The 23540-nt window shown below is 59.3% G+C and carries 20 protein-coding genes; 4 read left to right on the top strand and 16 right to left on the bottom strand.

Features of this window, described 5'->3' with window-relative positions; genetic code table 11:
- Positions 1 to 112: 112 nt before the first annotated feature.
- The gene (locus J3D60_RS29995; RefSeq protein ID WP_065939265.1) at positions 113 to 1150 is read left to right on the top strand and encodes a patatin-like phospholipase family protein; all 1038 of its coding nucleotides are present in this window, start codon (positions 113 to 115) and stop codon (positions 1148 to 1150) included.
- A gap of 223 nt (positions 1151 to 1373) precedes the next feature.
- Here the strand turns inward: J3D60_RS29995 and J3D60_RS29990 are convergent, their stop codons facing one another.
- The 6 genes from J3D60_RS29990 to kdpF all read right to left on the bottom strand — a co-directional run bounded on the left by J3D60_RS29990 (position 1374) and on the right by kdpF (position 9259).
- The gene (locus J3D60_RS29990) at positions 1374 to 2063 is read right to left on the bottom strand and encodes a response regulator (protein ID WP_115486025.1); all 690 of its coding nucleotides are present in this window, start codon (positions 2061 to 2063) and stop codon (positions 1374 to 1376) included.
- Positions 2064 to 2100: 37 nt separating this feature from the next.
- On the bottom strand, positions 2101 to 4752 hold the full coding sequence (locus J3D60_RS29985; protein WP_253493774.1) for a sensor histidine kinase KdpD: 2652 nt from the start codon (positions 4750 to 4752) through the stop codon (positions 2101 to 2103).
- Between the two features lie 30 nt (positions 4753 to 4782).
- Positions 4783 to 5328 carry a potassium-transporting ATPase subunit KdpC gene (gene kdpC / locus J3D60_RS29980; protein WP_253493773.1) on the bottom strand — a complete coding sequence of 182 codons (546 nt, stop codon included), beginning with the start codon at positions 5326 to 5328 and terminating at the stop codon, positions 4783 to 4785.
- Between the two features lie 64 nt (positions 5329 to 5392).
- A complete protein-coding gene (kdpB, locus tag J3D60_RS29975) occupies positions 5393 to 7450 on the bottom strand; it encodes a potassium-transporting ATPase subunit KdpB (RefSeq protein ID WP_027604145.1) in 2058 nt (685 codons plus the stop codon).
- 15 nt (positions 7451 to 7465) lie between these two features.
- Complete coding sequence (gene kdpA, locus J3D60_RS29970) at positions 7466 to 9160, bottom strand: potassium-transporting ATPase subunit KdpA (protein ID WP_065928096.1); 1695 nt, start codon at positions 9158 to 9160, stop codon at positions 7466 to 7468.
- Between the two features lie 9 nt (positions 9161 to 9169).
- Positions 9170 to 9259: a K(+)-transporting ATPase subunit F gene (gene kdpF / locus J3D60_RS29965; RefSeq protein WP_003218754.1), complete on the bottom strand. Its 90-nt coding sequence runs from the start codon at positions 9257 to 9259 to the stop codon at positions 9170 to 9172.
- 412 nt (positions 9260 to 9671) lie between these two features.
- On the opposite strand from kdpF, the gene eat reads away from it, so the two are divergent.
- Positions 9672 to 11036, top strand: a complete 1365-nt coding sequence (eat, locus tag J3D60_RS29960) for an ethanolamine permease (RefSeq protein WP_027604147.1) — start codon at positions 9672 to 9674, stop codon at positions 11034 to 11036.
- Between the two features lie 110 nt (positions 11037 to 11146).
- Positions 11147 to 11314, top strand: coding sequence for a DUF2897 family protein (locus J3D60_RS29955; protein WP_003172675.1), 168 nt, complete (start codon positions 11147 to 11149; stop codon positions 11312 to 11314).
- A 6-nt stretch (positions 11315 to 11320) separates the two neighbouring features.
- On the opposite strand, the gene J3D60_RS29950 is transcribed toward J3D60_RS29955, so the two are convergent.
- Positions 11321 to 12169, bottom strand: coding sequence for a DUF1989 domain-containing protein (locus J3D60_RS29950; RefSeq protein WP_253493772.1), 849 nt, complete (start codon positions 12167 to 12169; stop codon positions 11321 to 11323).
- 242 nt (positions 12170 to 12411) lie between these two features.
- On the opposite strand from J3D60_RS29950, the gene J3D60_RS29945 reads away from it, so the two are divergent.
- Positions 12412 to 12990, top strand: a complete 579-nt coding sequence (locus J3D60_RS29945) for a TetR/AcrR family transcriptional regulator (RefSeq protein ID WP_223013944.1) — start codon at positions 12412 to 12414, stop codon at positions 12988 to 12990.
- A 17-nt stretch (positions 12991 to 13007) separates the two neighbouring features.
- On the opposite strand, the gene J3D60_RS29940 is transcribed toward J3D60_RS29945, so the two are convergent.
- The 9 genes from J3D60_RS29940 to J3D60_RS29900 all read right to left on the bottom strand — a co-directional run bounded on the left by J3D60_RS29940 (position 13008) and on the right by J3D60_RS29900 (position 23540).
- On the bottom strand, positions 13008 to 13340 hold the full coding sequence (locus J3D60_RS29940; protein WP_053132534.1) for a helix-hairpin-helix domain-containing protein: 333 nt from the start codon (positions 13338 to 13340) through the stop codon (positions 13008 to 13010).
- A 169-nt stretch (positions 13341 to 13509) separates the two neighbouring features.
- Positions 13510 to 14532, bottom strand: a complete 1023-nt coding sequence (locus J3D60_RS29935; protein WP_253493771.1) for a glycosyltransferase family 4 protein — start codon at positions 14530 to 14532, stop codon at positions 13510 to 13512.
- Between the two features lie 95 nt (positions 14533 to 14627).
- Complete coding sequence (locus tag J3D60_RS29930; RefSeq protein ID WP_253493770.1) at positions 14628 to 16619, bottom strand: nucleoside-diphosphate sugar epimerase/dehydratase; 1992 nt, start codon at positions 16617 to 16619, stop codon at positions 14628 to 14630.
- A 56-nt stretch (positions 16620 to 16675) separates the two neighbouring features.
- Positions 16676 to 17632: an SDR family oxidoreductase gene (locus tag J3D60_RS29925; RefSeq protein ID WP_253493769.1), complete on the bottom strand. Its 957-nt coding sequence runs from the start codon at positions 17630 to 17632 to the stop codon at positions 16676 to 16678.
- A gap of 7 nt (positions 17633 to 17639) precedes the next feature.
- Positions 17640 to 18767 (bottom strand): non-hydrolyzing UDP-N-acetylglucosamine 2-epimerase, encoded by a 1128-nt coding sequence (gene wecB, locus J3D60_RS29920; RefSeq protein WP_253493768.1) that lies wholly within the window; start codon positions 18765 to 18767, stop codon positions 17640 to 17642.
- Entirely contained in the window at positions 18760 to 19770 is a 1011-nt protein-coding gene (locus tag J3D60_RS29915) for a polysaccharide biosynthesis protein (RefSeq protein ID WP_253493767.1), read from the bottom strand. The genes wecB and J3D60_RS29915 overlap by 8 nt, the downstream gene beginning before the upstream one ends.
- Before the next feature lie 18 nt (positions 19771 to 19788).
- A complete protein-coding gene (locus J3D60_RS29910) occupies positions 19789 to 20649 on the bottom strand; it encodes an SDR family oxidoreductase (protein WP_053132515.1) in 861 nt (286 codons plus the stop codon).
- A gap of 345 nt (positions 20650 to 20994) precedes the next feature.
- Complete coding sequence (locus tag J3D60_RS29905) at positions 20995 to 22206, bottom strand: glycosyltransferase family 4 protein (protein WP_253493764.1); 1212 nt, start codon at positions 22204 to 22206, stop codon at positions 20995 to 20997.
- A gap of 125 nt (positions 22207 to 22331) precedes the next feature.
- The gene (locus J3D60_RS29900; protein ID WP_253493761.1) at positions 22332 to 23540 is read right to left on the bottom strand and encodes a glycosyltransferase family 4 protein; all 1209 of its coding nucleotides are present in this window, start codon (positions 23538 to 23540) and stop codon (positions 22332 to 22334) included.

Below are 23540 nucleotides of genomic sequence, written 5' to 3'. Positions count from 1 at the left end.
GCATACCCGAGCCTGGGCGCTATTCTTGAAAAATATTGCCAGGCGCAACGAAGATTGAAGCGGCCCCCAAAATAGGCGCATTGTGGGCCCCCGTTTATGAAGGACATCGACCATGAAGAAACGTGTTGCCTTGGTGTTGGGTTCCGGCGGGGCCCGGGGCTACGCCCATATCGGGGTGATCGAGGAAATCGAACGGCGCGGCTACGACATCGCCTGTATCGCCGGTTGCTCCATGGGGGCCGTGGTGGGCGGGATCTACGCCGCGGGCAAACTGGACGAGTATCGAAACTGGATTGAAAGCCTCGACTACCTCGACGTGCTGCGCCTGGTGGACGTGAGTTTCCGCCTTGGGGCGATTCGTGGCGAAAAGGTCTTCGGGCAAATCCGCAAGATCGTCGGCGAGATCACTATCGAAGAGCTGCGCATCCCCTACACCGCCGTCGCCACCGACCTGACCAACCAGCAGGAAATCTGGTTCCAGGAAGGCTGCCTGCACCAGGCCATGCGCGCCTCGGCAGCGATTCCCAGCCTGTTCACCCCGGTGATGCAAGGCAACCGCATGCTGGTGGACGGCGGCCTGCTCAACCCGCTGCCGATCGTGCCGGTGGTGTCGAGCCATTGTGACTTGATTATCGCGGTCAACCTCAACGCCACCAACCAGAAACACTACCATTTGCCGGTGATCCAGCGCCCGCCGGCGTTCAAGAGCCGCTTCAACAGCCTGGCGAAATCACTGGGTTCGCACCTGCCGTTTCGCCGCAAGCAGGCCGAGCAGTTGATGAAACTTGAGCAGGAAGCCTTGCAGGCCCAGGCGGCCGAGATCAATCCGTGGCTGGAGTCGGCCGAACCCGAATCCCAGCAACCCGCCGCCGCACCGGAAAAGCCGGGGGCGCCGAAGTCGGCCACCGGTTCATTCATCATCGATAACGTCGGGCCGGCGTCATTGCTGGATCTGATCAACCAGAGTTTCGAGGTGATGCAGACTTCGCTGGCGCAATACAAGATCGCCGGCTACCCGCCGGATGTGCTGATCAACGTGCCGAAGCGGGTGTGCCGATTTTTCGAGTTCTACAAGGCGCCGGAGCTGATCGCACTTGGGCGGGAAATTGCCAGTGATACCCTGGATCGCTATGAGAGTGAGCAGCGCTGAGACAGCCGTGTCGCTAGAGCTGTGGTGAGCGGGCTTGCCCCGCATTGGGCTGCGCAGCGGCCCCACTCAATGAGGAACGCGCAGTGTCAGGTACTTCTTTGGGCCTGGTTTTGGGGCTGCTGCGCAGCCCAGCGCGGGGCAAGCCCGCTCACCACAGAACCACAGAACCACAGAACCACAGAACCACAGAACCACAGAACCACAGAGAGGCTGACAGATCGCCTCAGGCGCTCAACAATCGATACCCCACTCCAGCCTCGGTCACGATAAACCTCGGCTGGGTCGGATCATCCGCCAGCTTCTGGCGCAGATGCCCCACCACAATCCGCAGGTAGTGACTGTCGTCGGTGTGGGTCGGACCCCAGATATCCTTGAGCAGTTGCTGTTGGGTAATCACCCGCCCCGGATGCCGCGCCAGTTGTGCCAGCACCGCGTATTCCTTGCGGGTCAGTGCCACCTCGGCGCCGTCCAGCAGCACGCGGCGATAGGCCAGGTCCACCGTCAACGGGCCAAACTGCAGCGCCGCTTCCTGGGTCTCGCCCACAGGCGCCTGGCGCAACAAGGCGCGCACGCGGGCCAGGAACTCCTGGATGCCGAAGGGCTTGGTGACATAATCATTGGCGCCACCGTCAAGGGCTTCGACCTTCTGCTCTTCGCTGGCCCGCACCGATAGCACCAGCACCGGCACCGTCGACCACTCACGAAACTCGCGCAACACCTGCTGGCCGTCCATGTCCGGCAGGCCCAGGTCGAGCACCAGCAAGTCGGGTTTGCTCAACGCCGCCTGGGCCAGGCCTTCGTTGCCGGTGCCGGCCTCGATCACTTTGTAACCTTGGGAGGCCAGGCTGATGCGCAGGAATTTGCGGATCTGCGGTTCGTCATCAATGACTAAAATCGTCGCGGTCTGGCTCATGGTGTCCAATCAAAATCCGTAGAGAAAACAGGGTAGCTCACGCCTCGCCTTCCAGGCCAGGCTGTGTCGGCAACGGCAGGAACAGCGTGATGCAGGTACCGCGCCCCTCAATGCCATCGGCCACGCTGATATGCCCACCATGGGCGCCGACCATGCCCTGGCAGATCGCCAGGCCGAGGCCGGTGCCCTGCCCGCCTCGATCACCGCGTGCGGCGGTGTAGAACATGTCGAAGATCTTCGCCCGCTCATCCTCAGGAATACCGGGCCCCTCATCCGCCACGGCGAAAAACAATCGGTTATCCGAGACGCCGGCGCTCAGTTGCAATCGACCGTGGGGCGGTGAAAAGCGCGCGGCGTTTTCCAATACATTGACCAGTGCCTGTTCGATCAACGCGGCATGGACATAGAGTAGCGGCAACTCCGCGGGCACATCGGTGCTCACCTGCAGCGGTGCCAGCACCGCGCGCAAACGCCCGAGCGCACTGCCGACAATATCGCCGGGCGACACCCAGTCCCGCGCCAGCTTCAGCGCGCCATGGCCCAGTCGCGTCATGTCCAGCAGGTTCTGGATATAGCGGTCCAGGCGCTCGGCCTCATCGCGGGTACCTTCGAGCAACTCGCGGCGATCCACCAGGGGGATGGCTTCGCCGAGCGCCAGCAGGCTGTCGATACTGCCGCGCATGGAAGTCAACGGTGTGCGCAAATCGTGGGACACCGACGCCAGCAAGGCACTGCGCAGTTGCTCGGTTTCGCCATGCAAACGGGCGGATTCCAGCTCCTGGGCCAACTGTGCCCGCGCCAGGGCCTGGGCCAGGGGCTGGCTCAAGGCGGTGAGCAAGCGACGGCGTTGGCCGCTCAATTCCAGGCCCGGCTTGGCACTGACGCCGAGCAACCCGAGCGGGCCTTCTTCGCCCGACAACGGCCACCACCACCAGCGCCCGAACGGCAAGGTGCCGGTGCCCATGCCTGCCGGCTGGTCATGCTGCCAGGCCCAATCGGCCGCAGCCCGTTCGGCTTCGGTGAAGGTCAGCGGGCCGCCGGTCTCGACTTTCCAGCCACCCTGGCCGTCGCGATTGACCAGGCACAGATCCAGGTCGCTCCAGCCTTCCAGATGGTGGGCGGCGGCACTGATCACCGCCTGGCGGTCGGTGGCGGCGGTGAGTTTGCGCGACAGGTCGAGCAGTTCGCCGGTTTCTTCCTGGGTGTCGCGCAATGCCTGCAACTGCCGGCGCTGACGTGCGGCAAGATTGCCGGTGAGCGCCGCCATCAGCAGGAAGAACAACAGCGTCAGCACGTCCTCTTCGCGCTGGATGGCGAAGGAGAAATTCGGCGGGATAAACAGGAAGTCATAGGTCAGGAACGACAACGCCGCACACACCAGGGACGGCCCCAGGCTGCTGCGCACCGCCACCAGCAGCACGGCGGCGAGAAACACCAGCGAGATATTCGGCAACGGCAATACGCTGGACACGGCCCAGGCCACAGCGGCAGCGACGAGGGTCGCAACCACGGCCAAGGCGTAATCGAACCACACCAGGCCGCGCACATCCGGCAAGCGTGGGGCTGCGGGCACATCGTCGCTGTCGAGGACGTTGATTTCCAAGCCCCGGGCATTACGCAACAACCGCGCCGCCAAGCCGCCACCGAACAGGCGACGCCGCCAACGCATTCGCGACTGCCCCACCAACAGCAGGCTGGCGCGGCGTTCGGCGGCATGCTGGATCAAGGTCTTGGCCACCTCCCCTGCCCGCAGCAGCACCACTTCGCCACCAAGACGCTCGGCCAATTGCTGGGCGTTTTGCAGGCGCAGACGGGCCTGCTCATCCCGCGCACGGCCGTTGTCGATATGCACCAGGCTCCACGGCAAATGCCGGCGCTGGGCGACGCGGCTGGCATGGCGCACCAGGCGTTCGGCCTGCGCATCGCCATCCACGCCCACCAACAAACGCCCACGCACCGCCGGCGCCGCCTGGCCGAGCTGGCGATAACCCTGGGCCAAATCGTCGTCGACATGGGCGGCGGCGGTCTGCATCGCCAGCTCGCGCAGGGCCATCAGGTTGGTCTGGGTAAAGAACGCATCGATGGCGGCGCGGGCCTGCTCCGGCACATACACCTTGCCGTCGCGCAGACGCTCGAGCAGTTCGCGGGACGGCAGGTCGATCAGCAGCAGTTCGTCGGCTTCCTGCAGCACCCAATCCGGCAAGGTTTCGCGGACCTGCACACCGGTGATACCGCGGACCTGGTCATTCAGGCTTTCCAGGTGCTGGACGTTGACCGTGGTAAACACGTTGATGCCGGCGGCGAGCAGTTCCTGGATGTCTTGCCAGCGCTTTTCATGGCGGCTGCCGGGGGCGTTGCTGTGGGCCAGTTCGTCCACCAGCACCAGCTTGGGCTTGGCGGCGAGCAGGCCATCGAGGTCCATTTCTTCGAGCATCACGCCACGGTATTCGCTGCGCAACAACGGTTGTTGCGGCAGGCCGCTGAGCAAGGCTTCGGTCTCGGCTCGGCCGTGGGTTTCAACCACGCCGGCGATCAGTTTGACGCCCTGGCGCAGTTGGGTGTGGGCAGCCTGGAGCATGGCGTAGGTCTTGCCCACACCCGGCGCGGCGCCGAGGAAAACTTTGAGCCGGCCACGGCCGTCCCGGGGTAGATCGGCTAGCAGGGCATCGGCGCGGCCGGAGTCGCTCATGCGGGCAGTGTCCTTCAGGTATTGATCGGGTTACAGCTTTTCCAACGCCATGTTCAGCGTCAGCACATTCACCACCGGCGGCCCCACCAGCGGGCTTTCGATATGTTCATCCAGCAACCGTTGCAGAGTCGACACCGGTACATTTCGCGCGGCAGCCACCCGTGCCAGTTGATAGGCAATCGCCTGGGGTGGCAAGTGTGGATCAAGACCGCTGCCGGAGGTAGTCAGCGACACCAAAGGCACCGGGCCCTGGCCGGGCACCAACTGTTTGTTCGCGTCATCGAACACGCGGGTGGCCAAGGCCGGGTTGCTGGGGCCGAGGTTACTGGCGCTGCTGGAAACCGTCGCAAAGGCCCCCGCCGAAGGGCGCGGATGGAACCAGCTGTCACCGGTAAACTCCTGGGCGATCAGGCTGGAGCCACGCACCTTGCCGCCGGCATCGCGCACCAGGCTGCCATTGGCCTGGTCCGGGAAAGCGACTTGGGCGACACCGGTCACCACCAGTGGGTAGGCCACGCCGGTGATCAGGGTCATAAGCACCAGCAGGCTCAGGGCCGGGCGGATTATGTTGGACATTTCAAATTCCTCAATTCGGTCTTTGCAACCTGTGGGCACCGGGGTGGCGCCCACAGGCATCGGGTCACACCAGGTGCAGCGCGGTCAGCAGCATGTCGATCGCCTTGATGCCCACGAACGGCACCAGCAACCCGCCCAGGCCATAGATCAGCAGGTTGCGCCGCAGCAACGCCGCCGCACTCGCGGCCTGCACACGCACACCGCGCAGCGCCAGGGGAATCAGCACCACGATGATCAGCGCGTTGAAGACGATGGCCGAGAGAATCGCGCTCTGGGGGCTCTGCAAGTGCATCACGTTGAGCACGCCCAACTGCGGGTAGATCGAGGCGAACAACGCCGGCAGGATCGCGAAGTACTTGGCCACATCATTGGCGATGGAAAAGGTGGTCAACGCGCCGCGAGTCACCAGCAACTCTTTGCCGATCTGCACCACGTCCAGCAGCTTGGTGGGGTCGCTGTCGAGGTCGACCATGTTGGCGGCCTCGCGGGCGGCCTGGGTGCCGTCGTTCATCGCCATGCCGACGTCCGCCTGGGCCAGTGCCGGGGCGTCGTTGGCACCGTCGCCGCACATCGCCACCAGGCGGCCGTCGTTTTGCTCGTGACGGATGCGGGCGAGTTTTTTCTCCGGGGTCGCTTCGGCCAGCACGTCATCCACACCGGCTTCGGCAGCGATCGCAGCGGCCGTCAGCGGGTTGTCACCGGTGACCATCACGGTGCGAATGCCCAGCTTGCGCAGCTCGGCGAAACGTTCGCGGATACCGGGCTTGACCACGTCCTTGAGGTGGATCGCACCGAGCAATTTGCCGTCGGCACACACCAGCAAGGGCGTGCCACCGCTCTGGGCGATCTTGTCGATTTCCCGCGCCAATGCCGGTTGCAGGTCGCCGCGTGGCTGGCCGATAAACGCCAGCAACGAATCCACTGCGCCTTTGCGGAACACGCGACCCTGGTAATCGACACCGGACAAGCGGGTCTCGGCGCTGAACGGTACGGCGGTGAGTTCATCCAGGGATGGCTCGGCCTGCGGGTGCAGAGCCCGCAGGTATTCGACAATGGATTTGCCTTCTGCCGTGTCATCGGCCAAAGAGGCAAACAACGCACCTTCGGCCACTTCCTTGCCGCTGACGCCAGGCGCCGCAACCACCGCCGCGCACCGACGGTTACCGAAGGTGATGGTGCCGGTCTTGTCCAGCAGCAACACGTGCACGTCACCGGCCGCTTCCACGGCACGGCCGGACTTGGCGATCACATTGAGGCGCACCAGGCGGTCCATGCCGGCAATACCGATGGCCGACAACAAGCCGCCGATGGTGGTAGGAATCAGCGTCACCAGCAGTGCGACCAAAAACACCAGGGGCAAGCTGCCGTTGGCGAAGTGGGCGAACGGCTGCAAGGTCACGACAACCAGCAGGAAGATCAGGGTCAGGCCGATCAGCAGGATATCCAGCGCGACTTCGTTGGGGGTTTTCTGGCGTTTGGCGCCTTCGACCAGGGCGATCATGCGGTCCAGGGTGGACTCGCCAGGGTTGGCGGTGATGCGGATCAGCAGCCAGTCCGAGACCAGCCGCGTGTTGCCGGTGACGGCCGAGCGATCGCCGCCGGACTCGCGGATCACCGGTGCGGATTCACCGGTGATCGCCGCTTCGTTGACCGCTGCGATGCCTTCGATGACCTCGCCGTCGCCGGGGATCATTTCCCCGGCGGCCACACGCACCACATCACCTTTACGCAGGCTGGTGGCCGGCACGACCTTGAAGCTGCCATCGGCTTCCTTACGCCGTGCGCTCAGGCCTTCGCTGCCGGCCTTGAGGCTGTCGGCACGGGCCTTGCCACGCCCTTCGGCCAAGGCTTCGGCGAAGTTGGCGAACAGCACGGTGAACCACAGCCACACGGCGATTTGCACGGCCACATACGTCGGTACGGCGGTGTCGGGCACAAAGCACAGCACGGTGGTGAGGATGGCGGTCAGCTCGACCACCAGCATCACCGGCGAGCGTTGCAGCTGGCGCGGATCCAGCTTGACGAACGCCTGGACCAGCGCCGGGCGCCACAGGGCAGAGACGGCGGTTTTGGCGGGTTCCTGGGTTTTGACCGGGGCCGCGTTTTTTGCAGGCATATTCATGTTCATATCCCCTTTTTAGAAGCCCATGCTCAAGTGTTCAGCGATGGGCCCCAGCGCCAGCGTCGGCAGGAAAGTCAGGCCGCCCACCAGCAAAATAGTCACGGTCAACAGGGTCACGAACAGCGGACCATGGGTCGGGAAGCTGTTCTGGCCAATCGGTGCGGTCTTCTTCATCGCCAGGCTGCCAGCCAGGGCCAGTACCGGGAGGATGTAGCCGAAGCGGCCGATCAACATGCCCAGGCCCAGCATCAGGTTGTGGAACGGCGTGTTGGCACTGAAACCACCGAACGCCGAGCCGTTGTTGGCGCTGGCCGAGGTGTAGGCGTACAGCAACTGGCTGAAACCGTGAGGGCCAGGGTTACTGATGGCGCCAGCAGGGCCGGGCAGGCTCGCGGCGATGGCCCCCAATACCAGCACGCCCACCGGCATCACCAGCAGGGTCACAACCAGCAGTTGCACTTCCTTGGCCTGGAGTTTCTTGCCCAGGTATTCCGGGGTGCGGCCGATCATCAGGCCGGCCAGGAACACCGCGATCAACACGTTGAGCAACATGCCGTACATACCGGCGCCGACGCCGCCGAAGATCACTTCGCCGACCATCATGTTGACCAGCGCCACCATCCCACTGAGGGGGTTGAGGCTGTCTTGCATGCCGTTAACGGAACCGTTGGACGCCGCGGTGGTGGTCACCGACCACAACACGGTGCCGGTGGTGCCGAAGCGCGCCTCCTTGCCTTCCAGCGGTGCGGTCTGCTCGACGGCCGGGTTGTTCAAGGTCGGGTTGGGCTGGTATTCGGACCACAGGGAAGTGGCGCCGCCGATCAGGAACAGCGCCAGCATGCAGCCAAGGATCGCGCGGCTCTGACGCAGGTCTTTCACGTAGTGGCCGAAGGTGAATACCAACGCCACCGGGATCAGGATGATCGAAGCCACTTCGAACAGGTTGGCCCAGGCGGTCGGGTCTTCAAACGGGTGCGCCGAGTTGACGCCGAAGAAGCCGCCGCCGTTAGTGCCCAGTTGCTTGATCGCAATCTGGCTGGCTGCCGGGCCCAGGGGAATCACTTGATCCACGCCTTGCAGGGTCACGGCATCCACATAGTGCGCGAAGGTTTGCGGTACGCCCTGCCACACCAGGAACAGCGCCAGCACCAGGCACAACGGCAGCAGGCCGTAGAGCGTGGCGCGGGTCATGTCGACCCAGAAGTTACCCAGGGTCCTGGCGGATTTGCGCCCGATCCCACGGCACAGCGCGACCAGGACGGCCAGGCCGGTGGCCGCACTGACGAAGTTCTGCACGGTCAGGCCAGCCATCTGGCTGAGGTAGCTCAGGGATGCCTCACCGCTGTAGGACTGCCAGTTGGTGTTGGTCATGAAACTGACCGCAGTATTGAAGGCCAGGGTCCATTCCTGGCCCGGCAATTTCTGCGGGTTCAGTGGGAGATAGTCCTGGAACAGCAGGATCGCGAACAACAGCAAAAAGCCCGCGAGGTTGAACGCGAGCAAGGCCAGCATGTATTTCTGCCAGCTTTGTTCCTGATGTTCATCCACCCCCGACAGGCGATAACAGGCTTTTTCGACAGGCCCCAGCACCGGGCTCAGCCACGTGCGCTGGCCTTCCATCACCTTGTAGTAGAACCGCCCCAGGAACGGTGCCGGCACCAGTACCACGGCAAAGAAGGCAATGATCAGCCAATAGTCATAACTGTGCATGGCCAGCTCCTAGTTCCGATCCGCGCGTAACAGCGCAACCAGCAGATAAATGAACAGCGCCACGGCCAATAGCAGTGACACCCCGTCCAGAACGCTCATGGAAGTCTCTCCGTTTAGCGGCGAGTGCCGCGTGTGGGGCAATTGTCCGCAGGAGTGGCGTAAAGGAACGAGAGCGACGGGCTGGGCGGGGCGTAAAGATGGCGTAAAGAGTGGGTTTATGCGGGGTTTACAGGGGGGTATTTGGCGTCTGGGCGGGCGCTATCGGGAGCAAGCCCCCTCCCACACTTGACCGCGTTGTCATGCCGAGCGCCAGTCAACCTGTGGCAGGGGGCTTGCTCCCGATAGCGCCGGCACCGCCACCGCCGCACCTATCTGGTGCGACACCGGCAAATTTCAAACGCCAAACCATCCCCCACACGACAGTTGCGCCGCTTTACGACAATGATTCTCAGGCTGGCATGGCCGCTGCAACACCTTGAATCATTCCAAACCGTTCAGGGAGCGCAGCACGATGAACACACAACTCAAACCCACCTTGGGCACCCTGCATTTATGGGGCATTGCCGTCGGGCTGGTGATTTCCGGGGAATACTTCGGCTGGAGCTACGGCTGGGGCGTGGCCGGGACCTTGGGCTTCCTGGTGACCTCGTTGATGGTCGCAGCGATGTACACCTGCTTTATCTTCAGTTTCACCGAGCTGACTACCGCCATTCCTCACGCAGGCGGGCCGTTTGCCTACAGTCGTCGCGCCTTTGGGGAGAAAGGCGGCTTGATCGCAGGCCTCGCCACCCTGATCGAATTTGTCTTCGCCCCGCCTGCCATCGCCCTGGCGATCGGCGCGTATCTGAATGTGCAGTTCCCGGCCCTGGACCCCAAGCATGCGGCCGTCGGTGCCTACATCGTGTTCATGGGGCTGAATATTCTCGGCGTAAAACTGGCCGCGACCTTCGAGCTGGTGGTGTGCGTGCTCGCCGTCGCCGAGCTGCTGGTGTTCATGGGCGTGGTCGCGCCCGCGTTCAGCTTCAGCAACTTTGCCCTGAACGGCTGGGCCGGTTCCGATACCTTCGGCGCCCCGGCGATTGCCGGGATGTTCGCGGCGATTCCGTTTGCCATCTGGTTCTTCCTGGCCATCGAAGGCGCGGCCATGGCGGCCGAGGAAGCGAAAGATCCGAAGCGCACCATTCCAAAGGCCTACATCAGCGGCATCCTGACCCTGGTGATCCTGGCCATGGGCGTGATGTTCTTCGCCGGCGGCGTGGGCGACTGGCGCACCCTGTCGAACATCAACGATCCACTGCCGCAGGCGATGAAAACCGTGGTGGGCGACAACTCCGGCTGGCTGCACATGCTGGTCTGGATCGGCCTGTTCGGCCTGGTGGCGAGCTTCCACGGCATTATCCTGGGCTACTCGCGCCAGTTCTTCGCCCTGGCCCGCGCCGGTTACCTGCCCTCCTTCCTCGCCAAATTATCGCGCTTTCAGACACCACACCGGGCAATCATCGCCGGTGGCGTGGTCGGCATCGCCGCCATCTACAGCGATGGCCTGATCAACCTGGGTGGCATGACATTGACCGCGGCGATGATCACCATGGCGGTGTTCGGTGCGATTGTGATGTACATCATGAGCATGCTCAGCCTGTTCAAACTGCGTAAGACCGAGCCGCTGCTGGAACGTACCTTCCGCGCGCCGGGTTATCCGATCGTGCCCGGCATTGCGCTGGCGCTGGCCGTGGTGTGCCTGGTGGCCATGGCGTGGTTCAACACGCTGATCGGGCTGATCTTCCTCGGTTTTATGGCGGTGGGTTTCATCTACTTCCAGATGACCGCACAGGATCGTGCCGATGCGCCGGCAGACGCAATGTTGACCGGGCTCTAAGGTTTCGAGGCAGAACGGGCCTACACTGAACTACTCAGAAAGCCCGTCACTCAAAGTAGTTATTACCGTGGGAAAATTCTCCGACGGTAATCTGCCTCAAGGAGAGCCTTATGCCGTGGTATGCGTGGTTGATTATGGTAGTTGCGATCGGGTCGATCGTCGGAGGGCTGATGATGCTGCGTGACAGCGCCAACAAGGTGGAACTCACCGACGAACAACGCAAACGCGTGGCCGAGCGCAACGCCCAGGCGGACGCCAAGGACGCGCAGGATCGCTAGGACCGTTTACTCCCAATCCGCCTTGGCAATCTGCAACCCGTGCTGCCCTTTATAGGCAGCACGCTCCGGCTGGCTCCAGCCGTCCAGCAACTCGTCCTCCAACCGATAAATCTCAACCCCCAACGGACGGCACACCGTCAGCGGATCCTGCGCATCCGGCCCCCACATCGGCAGGGACAAATCCCCGCCCGGGCACGTCGACAGCGCGCAGAGCAAATCAATCTCGGCAAAGAACTCCAGGTAATCGCCCTTCTGCGCCGGGCAGGCTTTCATGAAATACATGTCGTCGTGATTGAGGCCCGTGCACTGGAAAATATTCAGCACGTCATGCACGTCAAATTCCGTCAGACCGTGGGGTAATACCGCGCGGGTCAGGTTTGAGTGGCAATGGTGATGGAAGTCCTCGCCGGTGAGCATGCGGTTCACATAGGGATCGCAGCGCGTACCGAGCAAGTCATGCAGACGCCCGCCGTGCTCATCGATGCCGTAACTGGCCAGGCTGTCATCGGTGATGGTGACCAAAGGTCGCAGGAACGGCAGGTTCGACCATAAACGGTCATGGGTACTGACATGGGCACCCTGCAATTGGCGGGTGCGTGCGGCCCAGAGACGTTCACGGGGATCGTTGGCGTTCCACACGTTAAAGTCGCCCACCTGCGGGCCCACCGGCGTGGTGACACGAAACACATGCCCGGCGGGCACCTTCCAGGCCCGGCCGGTACGAATCGGTACCTCGAACTGCTCGATGAGCGTGCGTTGATCCGCCCGATCACGAATACGCTCATAGAATGCCGTGTCGACCTGCAGCGCCGAGCCTTTGCTGACCTGGTAAGCGGCCGGATAGTCTTTGTACATGGTGCAGATCCTCGATCAGGGATGGGTAACAGGCCCGGCGCTGACCTGGGCAAATAACTCGTCGAACAGGGGCCGGCGCATCAATCCGACGATAGGCCGATGGAACAACAAAATCATCTCGCGATTGTTGAACAATCTTCCATCCAGACGTAATCACATTTCATGCCAACGCGCTAAACGCCGACAAAAGTGTAAAAAAGCTCAAGTTGGTTAAAATGCCAGCCTGCAACCGAGGCTGCCCGATGCGTTATTCACAAAACCACAAAGCCCAAACCCACCAACGCATCATCAAGGAAGCGTCTGCACGCTTTCGCCGCGACGGCATCGACGCCACCGGCCTGCAGCCACTGATGAAAGCGTTGAACCTGACTCACGGCGGCTTTTACGCGCATTTCAAATCCAAGGGCGAATTGGTGGAGACAGCCCTGCAAGCGGCGGCTGCAGACCTGGATGCCCATTGCGACATGCTGTTCAGCCAGGAACGGCCGCTGGACGCATTTATCGACAGTTACCTGTCTGAATGGCACCTGACCTCCCCGGACCAGGGCTGCCCGTTGCCAACGATGTCTTCAGAGCTGGGACTGAGAGGCCAACCCAGTGCGACAACGGACCAGGTGCTCGACGCAAGGCTAAAGCAAATAGAAACGGCGTTGGGAGAGGGGCGTTGCGATGCAAAGAGCCTGGTGATGATGTCGACACTGGTGGGCGCATTAGTACTGGCCAGGAGTGTTGAAGACCCTAAATTGGCGAGACGCATCATGGACGTCGTGCGCGAAAGCCTGAAAACGCAGAACCCGGAGGATAAAAAGGCCGATCAATGATCGGCCTCTTGGGTGGTTCAGTTGATAGCCAGCCTATCGCGATTCTTCTCCAGCAACGCCTTGCCGATACCCTTCACTTCCAACAACTCATCCACCGCCGTGAACGGACCATTGCTTTCGCGATAGGCGATGATCGCCTTGGCTTTAGCGGCGCCAATACCGAACAAGTCACGACGCAGGGTTTCGGCATCGGCGGCGTTCAGGTTGACCTTGGCGGATTGCTCGACCTGGGTCATCTGGGCGGTGATGGGGGTTGGGGCTTCGGGTTTGATGGACGGGGCTGCGTTGGTGGCGACGGAGAGGGTGGTGAGGAAGGCGAAAATAAGGGAAGAAATGTAGGTGTTCTGCATTGGTGACGCTCCATGACATCGTTGAGAGAAAAGCAGCTTTCCGAAGCTGCTTTTCAAACTTAGGTGATATCAGGCAACTGTCAAAAACGTGTTCATTACAGGATGTGATGTAGCAGCTTTGCTATTTGGTTATTGCACTTACACCAAGTAGCATTCGGTACGACCTCAATTACACACTGCTGCGTTCCAACTCACCAGCCCGAAACTTGACTGCCAATAAAACCAGCGGCACATAGGCCACTGTCAATACTGCCGCACCGTCCAAATCGTAGATAACAACGCACAGTGCCGCAGGCAATAGCCACAAAATGTTGATTGCTCCTACTGCCAGAGTCACAGGCAAATGGGCACCAAAACGGCGTGACGCGAACTGGTATGCATGGCTACGGTGGGCTTCGTAGACTTTATCTCCTCGTACCAGACGGCGTAACAAGGTGAATGTAGCATCTACAATGAACACGCCAAGGAGTATCAGCCAAGCCCAAAAGAACTTGGGAGAGACCCAGGCCGCCTGCAGCGATAGAACGCCCAATGCCATGCCAAGAAATCCACTCCCGGCATCGCCCATGAATATCTTGGCTGGCGGAAAGTTCCAGAGTAAAAACCCTGCAACACAACTGGCCAGAGCAACTAATGACCAAGCGTGCGCCGGCGTGTCGTTGATCCAATATAAGAGACAGCCAGACAGACAAACCGTCACCGCTTCAACACCGGCGATGCCATCGATGCCATCCATAAAGTTATAAAGATTAAGCATCCACACCAAATAAACGACCGCGAAAAAATACCCAACCCAACTGATATCAACATTAACGCCGTACAGGCTTATAGCCGGCAACCCTCCCAGCCACACCACCGCCCATATCGCCGACGTAAAGTGCGCCAACAGTCGCCAGCGCGCGGCTATATGCCCATGGTCATCCAAAAAACCAACAACGGCAGTCAACACACCTGCGCCGGTTAATGCGTAAAACAACGTGGGAGGTATCAGGCCTCCCACAAACATGCCGAGCAACGCCACGATATAGCTCAGTACAATCGCCACGCCACCGCCACGCGGTGTGGGTATGGAGTGCGAACTGCGCCCATTGGGAATATCGAGCATTTTTCGCGACAACGCATAGCGACGCAGGGCAGCGGTCAGAAAAAAAGAAAGCCCGGTCAATGCCGGAACCAGCCACCAATAGTTCATTATCCGAACAACTCCAAAAACATACATTTCTTATTGGTACTGATGTGTCGGCCTTATACACACCCCAGAAAATGACGATTCAATTTCTGTGTGACTCAAAGGCCGTCAGCATTTTCCTGACGGCGCCGGTGAATCAGATCGACAATCTGGCACTCGGGCACGTAGCCACTCACCGTCGCGCCGAGCAACTCGCGCAGTTGGACATAATCATCCGCAGCGACGGCATCCAGCAGTGCCGAGATTGCCAGTTTGAATGGCTCCCATGACAGGTGCTCCTCATCGGCGCGCATGATCATCGCGTGCTCGGTCGGCGATACGTTGTCCCCAATCAGCAATTCTTCATAGAGCTTTTCACCGCGACGCAGTCCAGTGAACTCAATCGCGATATCTCCGTTAGGCTTCTCATGACTACGCAATGACAGGCCCGACAGGTGAACCATCTTTTCAGCCAAGTCGGCAATCTTTACCGGTTGCCCCATATCGAGCACAAACACGTCACCGCCCTGCCCCATGGCGCCTGCTTGAATGACCAACTGCGCAGCTTCGGGAATGGTCATGAAATAGCGGGTCATGTTCGGGTGGGTCACTGTAATCGGGCCACCGCTCTTTATCTGCTCCCGAAACAACGGAATGACGGAGCCCGACGAGCCCAGCACATTACCGAAACGCACCATGGTAAAGCGTGTCTTGTTGGTGCAGGGTTGCGTCTCGTGCTCACCGAACAACAGCGGTTCGGGCTCCCGACTGAGCGCCTGCAAGGTCATCTCAGCCAATCGCTTGGTACACCCCATGATGTTGGTCGGCCGCACCGCCTTGTCGGTGGAGATCAACACAAAGTGTTCTACACCTGCTTGCACCGCAGCCTGCGCGGTAAGCAATGTCCCGAGGACATTATTCAACACACCCTCAGCGACGTTATGTTCGACGATGGGTACGTGTTTGTAGGCGGCTGCGTGATAAACCGTATTAACCTTCCAGGTATGCATGACATCCAGTAAACGCTCACTGTTGCGAATCGAACCCAGGATCGGCACCAACTCCAGGTTCAACCCTTCATCCTGGATCAGCTTCTCAAGTTCAGTCTGAATGCTGTAGAGATTGAATTCACTGTGTTCAAACAGGATCAGCGCCGTCGGCTGACTGGTAAGGATTTGCCTGCATAACTCCGAGCCAATGGAGCCGCCGGCCCCGGTCACAAGGACAACATGATTGCGGATGCAGCGCTCGAACAAAGCCTGTTGCGCCGCAACAGGATCGCGACCGAGCAGATCGACAATATCAACCTCCTGCAGATCACTGACACTGACGCGACCATTGGCCAGGTCCATGAACCCGGGGATCGTACGCACGTGTACCGGATAACACTCAAGTCCAGCCAGAATCTCACGGCGTCGAGCACGCGAGGCCGATGGAATAGCCAACAGTACTTCGGTGGCGCCGGTCTCCTCGATCATCTGCTCAATATCAGAAGACGGGTAAACCTTAAGCCCGGCGATGACCCGCCGCGCGATACTCGCGTCGTCGTCGATGATCGCAACCGGCCGCATTGATTTGTCCGAGCGCAGCGCCGCGACCAATTGATTACCTGCGGCGCCCCCCCCATAGACAGCGACCTTGGTGGCATCATCGTCTTGGCGTAGAAAAGGCACATGCTGACCGGCTAGGAACCAGTCGCCGAGAAAATACTGGCGCATGAACAACCGTAATCCGCCGATCATCAGCAAACTCAGCCACCAGAAGTTGATGATCAACGAACGTGGCACCAATACGTTAGGCCGGTACAAATAGACATAGACGGTTAATACCAGCGACGACAACGCCACGGCTTTAAAGATACTGACCAACGCTTCATTGCCGAAATAGCGCATCACCGCGCGATAAAGGCCAAACCGGATAAAAATAGGCACAGAAATGATGGGGGCGGCGATAAACAACCACGCGTAATCACCGAACGGGTTGATGGGTCGCTCAATCCCCAGTCTCACGACAAACGACAGCCACAGTGCAAACCAGACCAGCAGCACATCAACCATTAACTGCAAGACACGCTTGTAGCTACGCGGCAAATTTAATAAACGCTCACGCATTGCCCGAGATCCCTTCGTTCGACTTTCGGATTGCCCACCCCCCTTGCCTTCCACGCTCAATGCTCCAGAAAGTCTTTTGCCGTTTTTTCAAGAGCCCCATTCACACTGATCACCGGGGTCCATTCAAGCAATGCCTTGGTTTTGTTGATGTCGACCTGAAGCGATCCACACAGACGTTGGGATAAGGCTTTTTTTCCAAGCAATTGCGCGAGGCCACTCAACAGCCACATTGGCAGTGGCAACAGACGCGCTGGCTGACCCAATGCCCGCGCCATGCGCCGCAGCAATTCAGTGGTAGACAGGTCTTCATCGTCGCTCACCAAAAACACTTGATTCGCAGCGCCAGGATGGTGTGCACACGTCACTATAAGGTCGACCAGATTGTCCAACGCCACCAGGCTTCGTTTGTTGCTGACAGCCCCCAGCGGCAAAGGCACGCCACGATTGAGCCAGGCCATCATGCTGCGAAAGTTGGCTTTCACCCCTGGGCCGTACACCAGCACCGGACGAATAATCACGACTTCCATCTGCGTTTCGGCGGCGAGCTTCAGCAATACGTGCTCCGCCTCCAACTTGGAAATGCCATAGGGATCTATTGGAGCAGGCACGTCATCTGCCGTGTAAGGGCAACCCGGTAACGTGCCCTCACCGTTGACCTTGATCGAACTCAGGTAGATGAAACGGCGAACACCGGCCGCTGCCGCTTGTTCTGCCAAACGCAATGTCCCGCGCACATTCACGCGCCGGAAAGCCTCCAGCGGGTCGGATTCACGCTCGTCCATGACATGGACCCGAGCCGCACAGTGGATGACCACGTCAACCCCTTCAAGCGCCGGCTGCCAGTCGTTGTGCGGTTCAAGTCCCGGGACCTGAAAGACCTCAAGACGCGCGAATGGCTGCAAGGGTAGGCGCCGATAGACCGAACGCACCGCGTACCCCGGATCACTCAGCAGACGAGCCTGAACCGCAGCCCCGACAAAGCCACTGGCTCCGGTCAGAAGAACACGTGTCATAACGATCTCAAGCCTTTTTCCACACCGTACGATTGATGTAATCGGTGTAACTCAGCACCACACGAACCACCTGTAACGAAACCGGCCCACCTTGATAATCCGCGACCACTGGCACCTTGCGTTGCCCGCGCACGTGCTGGCTGGTAACCACGCGAACCGCGTCCATCACGGACTCGCGCTTGAGGCCGCTCATGATCAGTGTGCCCTCATCCATACCCTCGGGGCGCTCATGGGCGTTGCGTAAGGTGACCGCCGGCAGGCTCAACAGGGAAGCCTCTTCGGTGATGGTGCCGCTATCGGACAGCACGCAAAACGCCGACATCTGCAGCCTGATGTAATCCAGCAGACCGAACGGTTTGACGAAACGGATCAGCGGATGGTCAAGGGACTCACCCAAAGCCTCCAGACGTTTGCGTGTACGTGGGTGTGTCGAGACGATCAGAGGGAAACCATAGTGGTCCGCCAGGGCACGCAGGGTATCCAGCAAATCCCGCAGGTTCTCCGGGGTATCGACGTTCTCTTCGCGGTGGGCGCTGACAATGAAGAACTTATCCTGCTCCAGGCCGCTACGCGCCAACACATCGGACTGCTCGATCTTGGGCATGTAGTAGTCGAGTACTTCCTGCATGTGCGAGCCGGTCTTGATGATCGTTTCCGGACGAATGCCTTCGGCGATCAGATAGCGGCGGGCATGCTCGGTCAACACCATGTTGATGTCACTGAGGTGGTCCAGCACTTTGCGGTTGAGTTCTTCAGGCACCCGCTGATCGAAGCAGCGGTTTCCGGCCTCCATATGAAACACCGGAATCTTGCGGCGCTTGGCGGCGATCACTGCGAGGCAGGTATTGGTGTCCCCGTAGAGCAGCAACGCGTCAGGCTGTTCCAGCTCGAAGATTTCATCGGATTTGGCAATGACCTCGGCGATGGTTTTCGCGGCGGTATCGCCGGCAGCACCCAGGAAATGGTCCGGCTTGCGGATTTCCAGGTCGTCGAAGAACACCTGATTGAGTTCGTAATCGTAGTTCTGCCCAGAGTGCACCAGGACATGATTGACCTGACGATCCAGCTCGGCGATGACCCGGCTCATTTTGATCAGCTCGGGACGCGTGCCGACGAGTGTCATCACCTTAAGCATCGAGTTGCTCCTTGATGTAATCAAGCTTGAGTAGCAGTTCCTTGATGCCAGGTACATCCAGGCGTTCTGTATTGTGGGAAGTGTAATCATCCATGTCGGAGATAAGCTGCTCCCCCTCAACAAAGTACTTCTTGTAATTCAGGTCGCGGTTATCTGCCGGAATACGGTAATAGCGCCCCATATCCTCGGCCTTGGCCATTTCCTCCCGCGACACCAGGGACTCATAGAGTTTCTCGCCGTGGCGGGTACCGATGACCTTGATCTCATTGCTCTTGGCGAACAGTTGCTTGAGCGCTTCGGCCAGGTCACCGACAGTGGAGGCCGGTGCTTTCTGAACGAACAAATCGCCCTGCTGGCCGTGCTCAAACGCGTGCAGGACTAGGTCGACCGAGTCTTCAAGTGACATAAGGAAACGTGTCATTTCAGGATCCGTGACCGTGAGCACTTCACCTTTGCGCAGTTGATCGACAAACAATGGAATGACCGAGCCGCGCGAAGCCATGACGTTGCCGTAACGTGTTGCGCAAATAACCGGCCCCTTGACCGGGATCATGCGCGACTTCGCCACCATCAACTTCTCGGCCATCGCCTTGGAGATGCCCATGGCATTGATCGGATAAACAGCTTTGTCGGTGCTTAATACAACGACGCGCTGCACGCCCGTCGCAATAGCGGCATTCAGCACGTTTTCGGTGCCCAGTACGTTAGTGCGCACCGCTTCCATAGGATAGAACTCGCAGGAGGGTACCTGCTTCAGCGCAGCGGCATGGAAGATGTAATCGACACCGACCATTGCCTGGGAAAGACTGTCGTAGTCGCGCACATCACCGATGTAGAACTTGACCTTGTCGTTGGCCAAGGCGATACGCATGTCTTCCTGCTTTTTCTCATCGCGACTGAAGATGCGAATCTCGCGCACAGCGGTATTGAGAAAACGCTTGAGGACCGTATGGCCGAAGGAACCGGTGCCACCGGTGATCATCAATACCTTGTCGTCGAACATGTAAACCTTCCGAATTCGTTAGCGAGTGGCGTGCATCAGCTCAATGAGCTGGGGCCAGGCTGGAGCTGTGTATCCAGTTGCCTGGGTGAAACGCTCACTGTTGAGCGAGCGATCGATGACTAATGCCGCATCAGGGCGGATCTCGATTGACTTGCCGTATTGGCTGGCAATCAGCTTCAACAAGTCGAGCTTGGCAATTGGATCTGCGGACACATGATACAGACCATTGAGCTCCGGGTGCGGAATGACGAAGTCTTTCATGACGCGGGCCAATTCAACGGTGGGCAGGCCGGAGAAAATGGCCTTGGAAAAACCGCGTGTGCTGCCCTGTTGTGACAGGAACCAATCCACCAGGGAGTGACTGGAATTCAACTCATGCCCGATGATGGAGGTTCGTAGGGTTACCGCATTGGGCACGTCATGAAGTTCGCCGATGTACTTGGACTTCCCATACAGATCACTGGCATCTGAAACGTCGCTTTCCAGGTAGCCGCCTTTTTGCCCCGAGAACACGCAATCGGTACTGATCTGGATCAGGCGCGCGTCGCTTAGGGCACACAGTCGCGCCAACCGATGCGGCAACAGCGAGTTGACCGGCAATGCCGTCAGCGGATCGTTGGCATCGGCCAATTGCTTGATCAGGCCTACGCAATTGATCACCACGTCAGGACGAACCCGGGCGAGCACCGCAACAAGCGAGTCCTGATCCAACACATCGACGCCCGACAGGAGGCGCTCGTGGTTGGCGGCAGGGAAGTGTCGCAGTCCGGCAGCGCTTCGCAACGTTCCCCACACCTCATGCTCCGAGTCGGAACTGAAAGCCTTGAAGACCGCACTGCCGAGCATGCCGGTAACGCCAAGAACAAGAACACGTGCCATGAATCATGAACCTTCTATATTTTCAGATCTGGAAAAGACGAGAAAAAACCCCATCAATAAATAACAGAATAAAGACGCTCAAAAAAGGAAAACGAACAGTCTACAACTTTGCATGGAAACACTTAACATACTGAAGACTTACATGACCTGAATTGAGTTTGCTTCACACCGACACATCAATCCCTCATGCGCTTATACAGTATTACAGCCACTTGAAATAACGCCCCAACAACTAACACGCATTCAATCCGTTCGCAGATGACGCTCTCTGACTTCGAGCAGATCAATATGTGCGCCTTGAACGTTATCAAACGCTTGCGCACGTTGACATGGTTGCGTCGCCCTTTAGCGCTGCAACAGCCCGACCAAGCGGCTCACTTGGCTGTCCATGTCAAAATTGGCATCGAAGTACGCCCGCCCGGCTTCGCCCATTGCCGCTCGCTCTTGCGTGCCCATAGCCTTCAGGCGCCGAATATTGGCCACCAGAGGAGGAACTTGCTCAGCAGGCGAAGTCAGGCCTGCGCCTGCTTCATCGATCACGCGCGCGCCTTCGCCGTTCATCGAAGCGATGATCGGCCGTCCCGCTGCAAGATACGCCTGAATTTTGCTCGGAATAGTTTGGGCAAAAACTTCCTCATCAGTCAGCGAAACCAACAACGCCGATGATCGTTTGAAAATCGCGCTCATCGCCTCTACCGGAAAGCGCCCCGGCAGCACCAGATTGTCCAGCTCAAGGGCCAACTTCTGCGATTTGAGCCAGTCCAGACGACTCCCGCTGCCAACCAGCACAATGCGAATCTGCGCGTCATCACGCAGCTTTAATGCTGCCTCGACCAGTGTATCGAGGGCTTGAGCGGTGCCCAGATTGCCCGCAAACACTACGCAAAAATGTTGCGTGAGCACTGCATCCAGCTCAGGCGGAACAACAAACGGCGACTGCGCCCCCCGCGTGTCCATTGAGTTAGGGTAATACTGGATTTTTTCGCGTGCCGCGTACCGGGCAACCGGCTCTACAAATGCGTGCGACTGCACCAGCAGCGTGTCGCAATGGCGATAGATGACCTTGACCGCCTCACCCACCAGCCTCAACACATACCGGTTATGAATGAATCCGGTGGCAGAGAGACTTTCCGGCCACAGATCCTGCACCCACAAAGCAAGCTTGGCCTTCTTCAGCCACTTCAACGGAATCGCGGGAACAGCCTGCAGGATTGGCGAAGGGGCAAAGACCAGAATCGCGTCGAACTCTCGTTTACGCAGCATCCACGGTAAAAACAGCAGGCCGGCGAAGACGAACGACAGATAGTTGAAAATCAGGTTCTTCGCGCCCCCTCCCCCTCTTGGCCAGAGCGGAACGCGCAGCACATCGATCTTCCCAAGGTAGCGCTCGCGTTGGGTGCCCTTGGCGCTATAGCCCTCAAATATTTTGCCATCCGGGTAATTGGGCTTGCCGGTAGCCACAACCACCTCATGGCCCTGCTCATCAAGGGTACGCACGATGTCGTTGATGATGAAGCTTTCGGGCCAAAAGTATTGCGAAACAACGAGAATCTTCATAGGGAATCGGGGTACTCAATCATTGATTCGAGCGAGGTATTCTGCCTGGCAAGGTGGCTGGCCAAGATCGGCCAGCCACCTGCGCACGCTTGAGCAAATTCAGATGCCTTTGACCAGACCAGTGATTATCCCTGGTGAACATCCTGGGATGTCACACCGCAGACATCCTGATAAATCTGGTACATAAGCCGTGCATTCACTTCGATGGCGAAATTATCCTCAGCCCACCGGCGAGCCTGGCGGCCAAGGGTCAAACGAAACTTGTCGTCCCCTGCCAGTCGTTGCAAGGCATTAGCGAGTAATTCTGGATCAGAGCGGGGTATGGCCAACCCCGTCACCTCATGAATTATCGCGTCCGGTACGGGGTTCGCCACGGCAACCACGCTTGGAATTGAGTAGAACGCCGCCTCGAACACCGGCCGGCCCGCCGCATCAAGATGGGAAGGGAAGCACAGAATATCGAGCTGCGGATACAACTGCCGGACATCGTCTACAAAACCCATCAGGCGCACATGGCTTTGCAGGTCATGCTTTACGATGAAACATTCGAGATCGCTACGTACGTCGTGTGCAAATCCAAGCTTGCGCAGCACCCAAGCCTTGGGTCCGGAAAGATCCCGTGCATTCTCACCAGCAATCCAGCATTCGATCCGAACCTGACGGTCCCTGAGGAGGCGCATGGCTTCCACAAGCTCATAAACCCCTTTCAGAGGAATGAGCCCACCCACGAACCCGACTCGTACAGGCTTATCCCTATCCCGTGGCGACCGTTCATTCAGCGGACCATCAATACTCAGGCCATTATGCACAATGCGCAGAGGCAAATCGTTTGAAAGGGTAGCAGCTACCGTATGGTCGATAGGCACGACCGCATCGGCAAAACGCTGCAATACCGCACTCACAAGCCTTGTACGCACACCCTGACGGGGAGGACGCTGCAGAGACCGCACATGCACCACCATCGGTATGCGCAATAATAACTTCGCTAGTATCCCCAAGGGCAGCAACGTCACTTCGTTCAGATGCAACACGTCAAAGCGCTCATGCCGCAAGCGCCAAAGGGCGATCAGGGAAAAGGGCAGCAGGAACAACTCGCGCAGCAGAATGATCCATCGCAAGCGTCGATAATAGCCATAACGGGTGTTGTCGAACTGACTCAATCCCTTGACCGCCCTGACATCCATTCCCGCCTGAATAAAAGCCTGGCAGACGGTACCGGAGGGGCTTAACACCGTGCCCTTCACACCGTAGGCGCGCAGACACCCGAACAACTCGATCAGACTCTTGGATGCGCCACCGAATGCCGCTGCCGGGTGGAGGAACAAGACTCGCAC

Source organism: Pseudomonas sp. S3E17, assembly GCF_024168685.1.
In the GTDB taxonomy this organism is placed as follows: domain Bacteria; phylum Pseudomonadota; class Gammaproteobacteria; order Pseudomonadales; family Pseudomonadaceae; genus Aquipseudomonas; species Aquipseudomonas marginalis.
The sequence above is the reverse complement of the archived record's forward strand: the minus strand, read 5'-3'. Positions and strand labels throughout refer to the sequence as shown.

What these genes read in the sequence shown, in the direction of transcription:
- J3D60_RS29995 (WP_065939265.1), top strand. Translation starts at nt 113, where the DNA reads ATGAAGAAACGTGTTGCCTTGGTGTTGGGTTCCGGCGGGGCCCGGGGC.
- J3D60_RS29990 (WP_115486025.1), bottom strand. Translation starts at nt 2,063, where the DNA reads ATGAGCCAGACCGCGACGATTTTAGTCATTGATGACGAACCGCAGATC.
- J3D60_RS29985 (WP_253493774.1), bottom strand. Translation starts at nt 4,752, where the DNA reads ATGAGCGACTCCGGCCGCGCCGATGCCCTGCTAGCCGATCTACCCCGG.
- kdpC (WP_253493773.1), bottom strand. Translation starts at nt 5,328, where the DNA reads ATGTCCAACATAATCCGCCCGGCCCTGAGCCTGCTGGTGCTTATGACC.
- kdpB (WP_027604145.1), bottom strand. Translation starts at nt 7,450, where the DNA reads ATGAATATGCCTGCAAAAAACGCGGCCCCGGTCAAAACCCAGGAACCC.
- kdpA (WP_065928096.1), bottom strand. Translation starts at nt 9,160, where the DNA reads ATGCACAGTTATGACTATTGGCTGATCATTGCCTTCTTTGCCGTGGTA.
- kdpF (WP_003218754.1), bottom strand. Translation starts at nt 9,259, where the DNA reads ATGAGCGTTCTGGACGGGGTGTCACTGCTATTGGCCGTGGCGCTGTTC.
- eat (WP_027604147.1), top strand. Translation starts at nt 9,672, where the DNA reads ATGAACACACAACTCAAACCCACCTTGGGCACCCTGCATTTATGGGGC.
- J3D60_RS29955 (WP_003172675.1), top strand. Translation starts at nt 11,147, where the DNA reads ATGCCGTGGTATGCGTGGTTGATTATGGTAGTTGCGATCGGGTCGATC.
- J3D60_RS29950 (WP_253493772.1), bottom strand. Translation starts at nt 12,169, where the DNA reads ATGTACAAAGACTATCCGGCCGCTTACCAGGTCAGCAAAGGCTCGGCG.
- J3D60_RS29945 (WP_223013944.1), top strand. Translation starts at nt 12,412, where the DNA reads ATGCGTTATTCACAAAACCACAAAGCCCAAACCCACCAACGCATCATC.
- J3D60_RS29940 (WP_053132534.1), bottom strand. Translation starts at nt 13,340, where the DNA reads ATGCAGAACACCTACATTTCTTCCCTTATTTTCGCCTTCCTCACCACC.
- J3D60_RS29935 (WP_253493771.1), bottom strand. Translation starts at nt 14,532, where the DNA reads ATGAACTATTGGTGGCTGGTTCCGGCATTGACCGGGCTTTCTTTTTTT.
- J3D60_RS29930 (WP_253493770.1), bottom strand. Translation starts at nt 16,619, where the DNA reads ATGCGTGAGCGTTTATTAAATTTGCCGCGTAGCTACAAGCGTGTCTTG.
- J3D60_RS29925 (WP_253493769.1), bottom strand. Translation starts at nt 17,632, where the DNA reads ATGACACGTGTTCTTCTGACCGGAGCCAGTGGCTTTGTCGGGGCTGCG.
- wecB (WP_253493768.1), bottom strand. Translation starts at nt 18,767, where the DNA reads ATGCTTAAGGTGATGACACTCGTCGGCACGCGTCCCGAGCTGATCAAA.
- J3D60_RS29915 (WP_253493767.1), bottom strand. Translation starts at nt 19,770, where the DNA reads ATGTTCGACGACAAGGTATTGATGATCACCGGTGGCACCGGTTCCTTC.
- J3D60_RS29910 (WP_053132515.1), bottom strand. Translation starts at nt 20,649, where the DNA reads ATGGCACGTGTTCTTGTTCTTGGCGTTACCGGCATGCTCGGCAGTGCG.
- J3D60_RS29905 (WP_253493764.1), bottom strand. Translation starts at nt 22,206, where the DNA reads ATGAAGATTCTCGTTGTTTCGCAATACTTTTGGCCCGAAAGCTTCATC.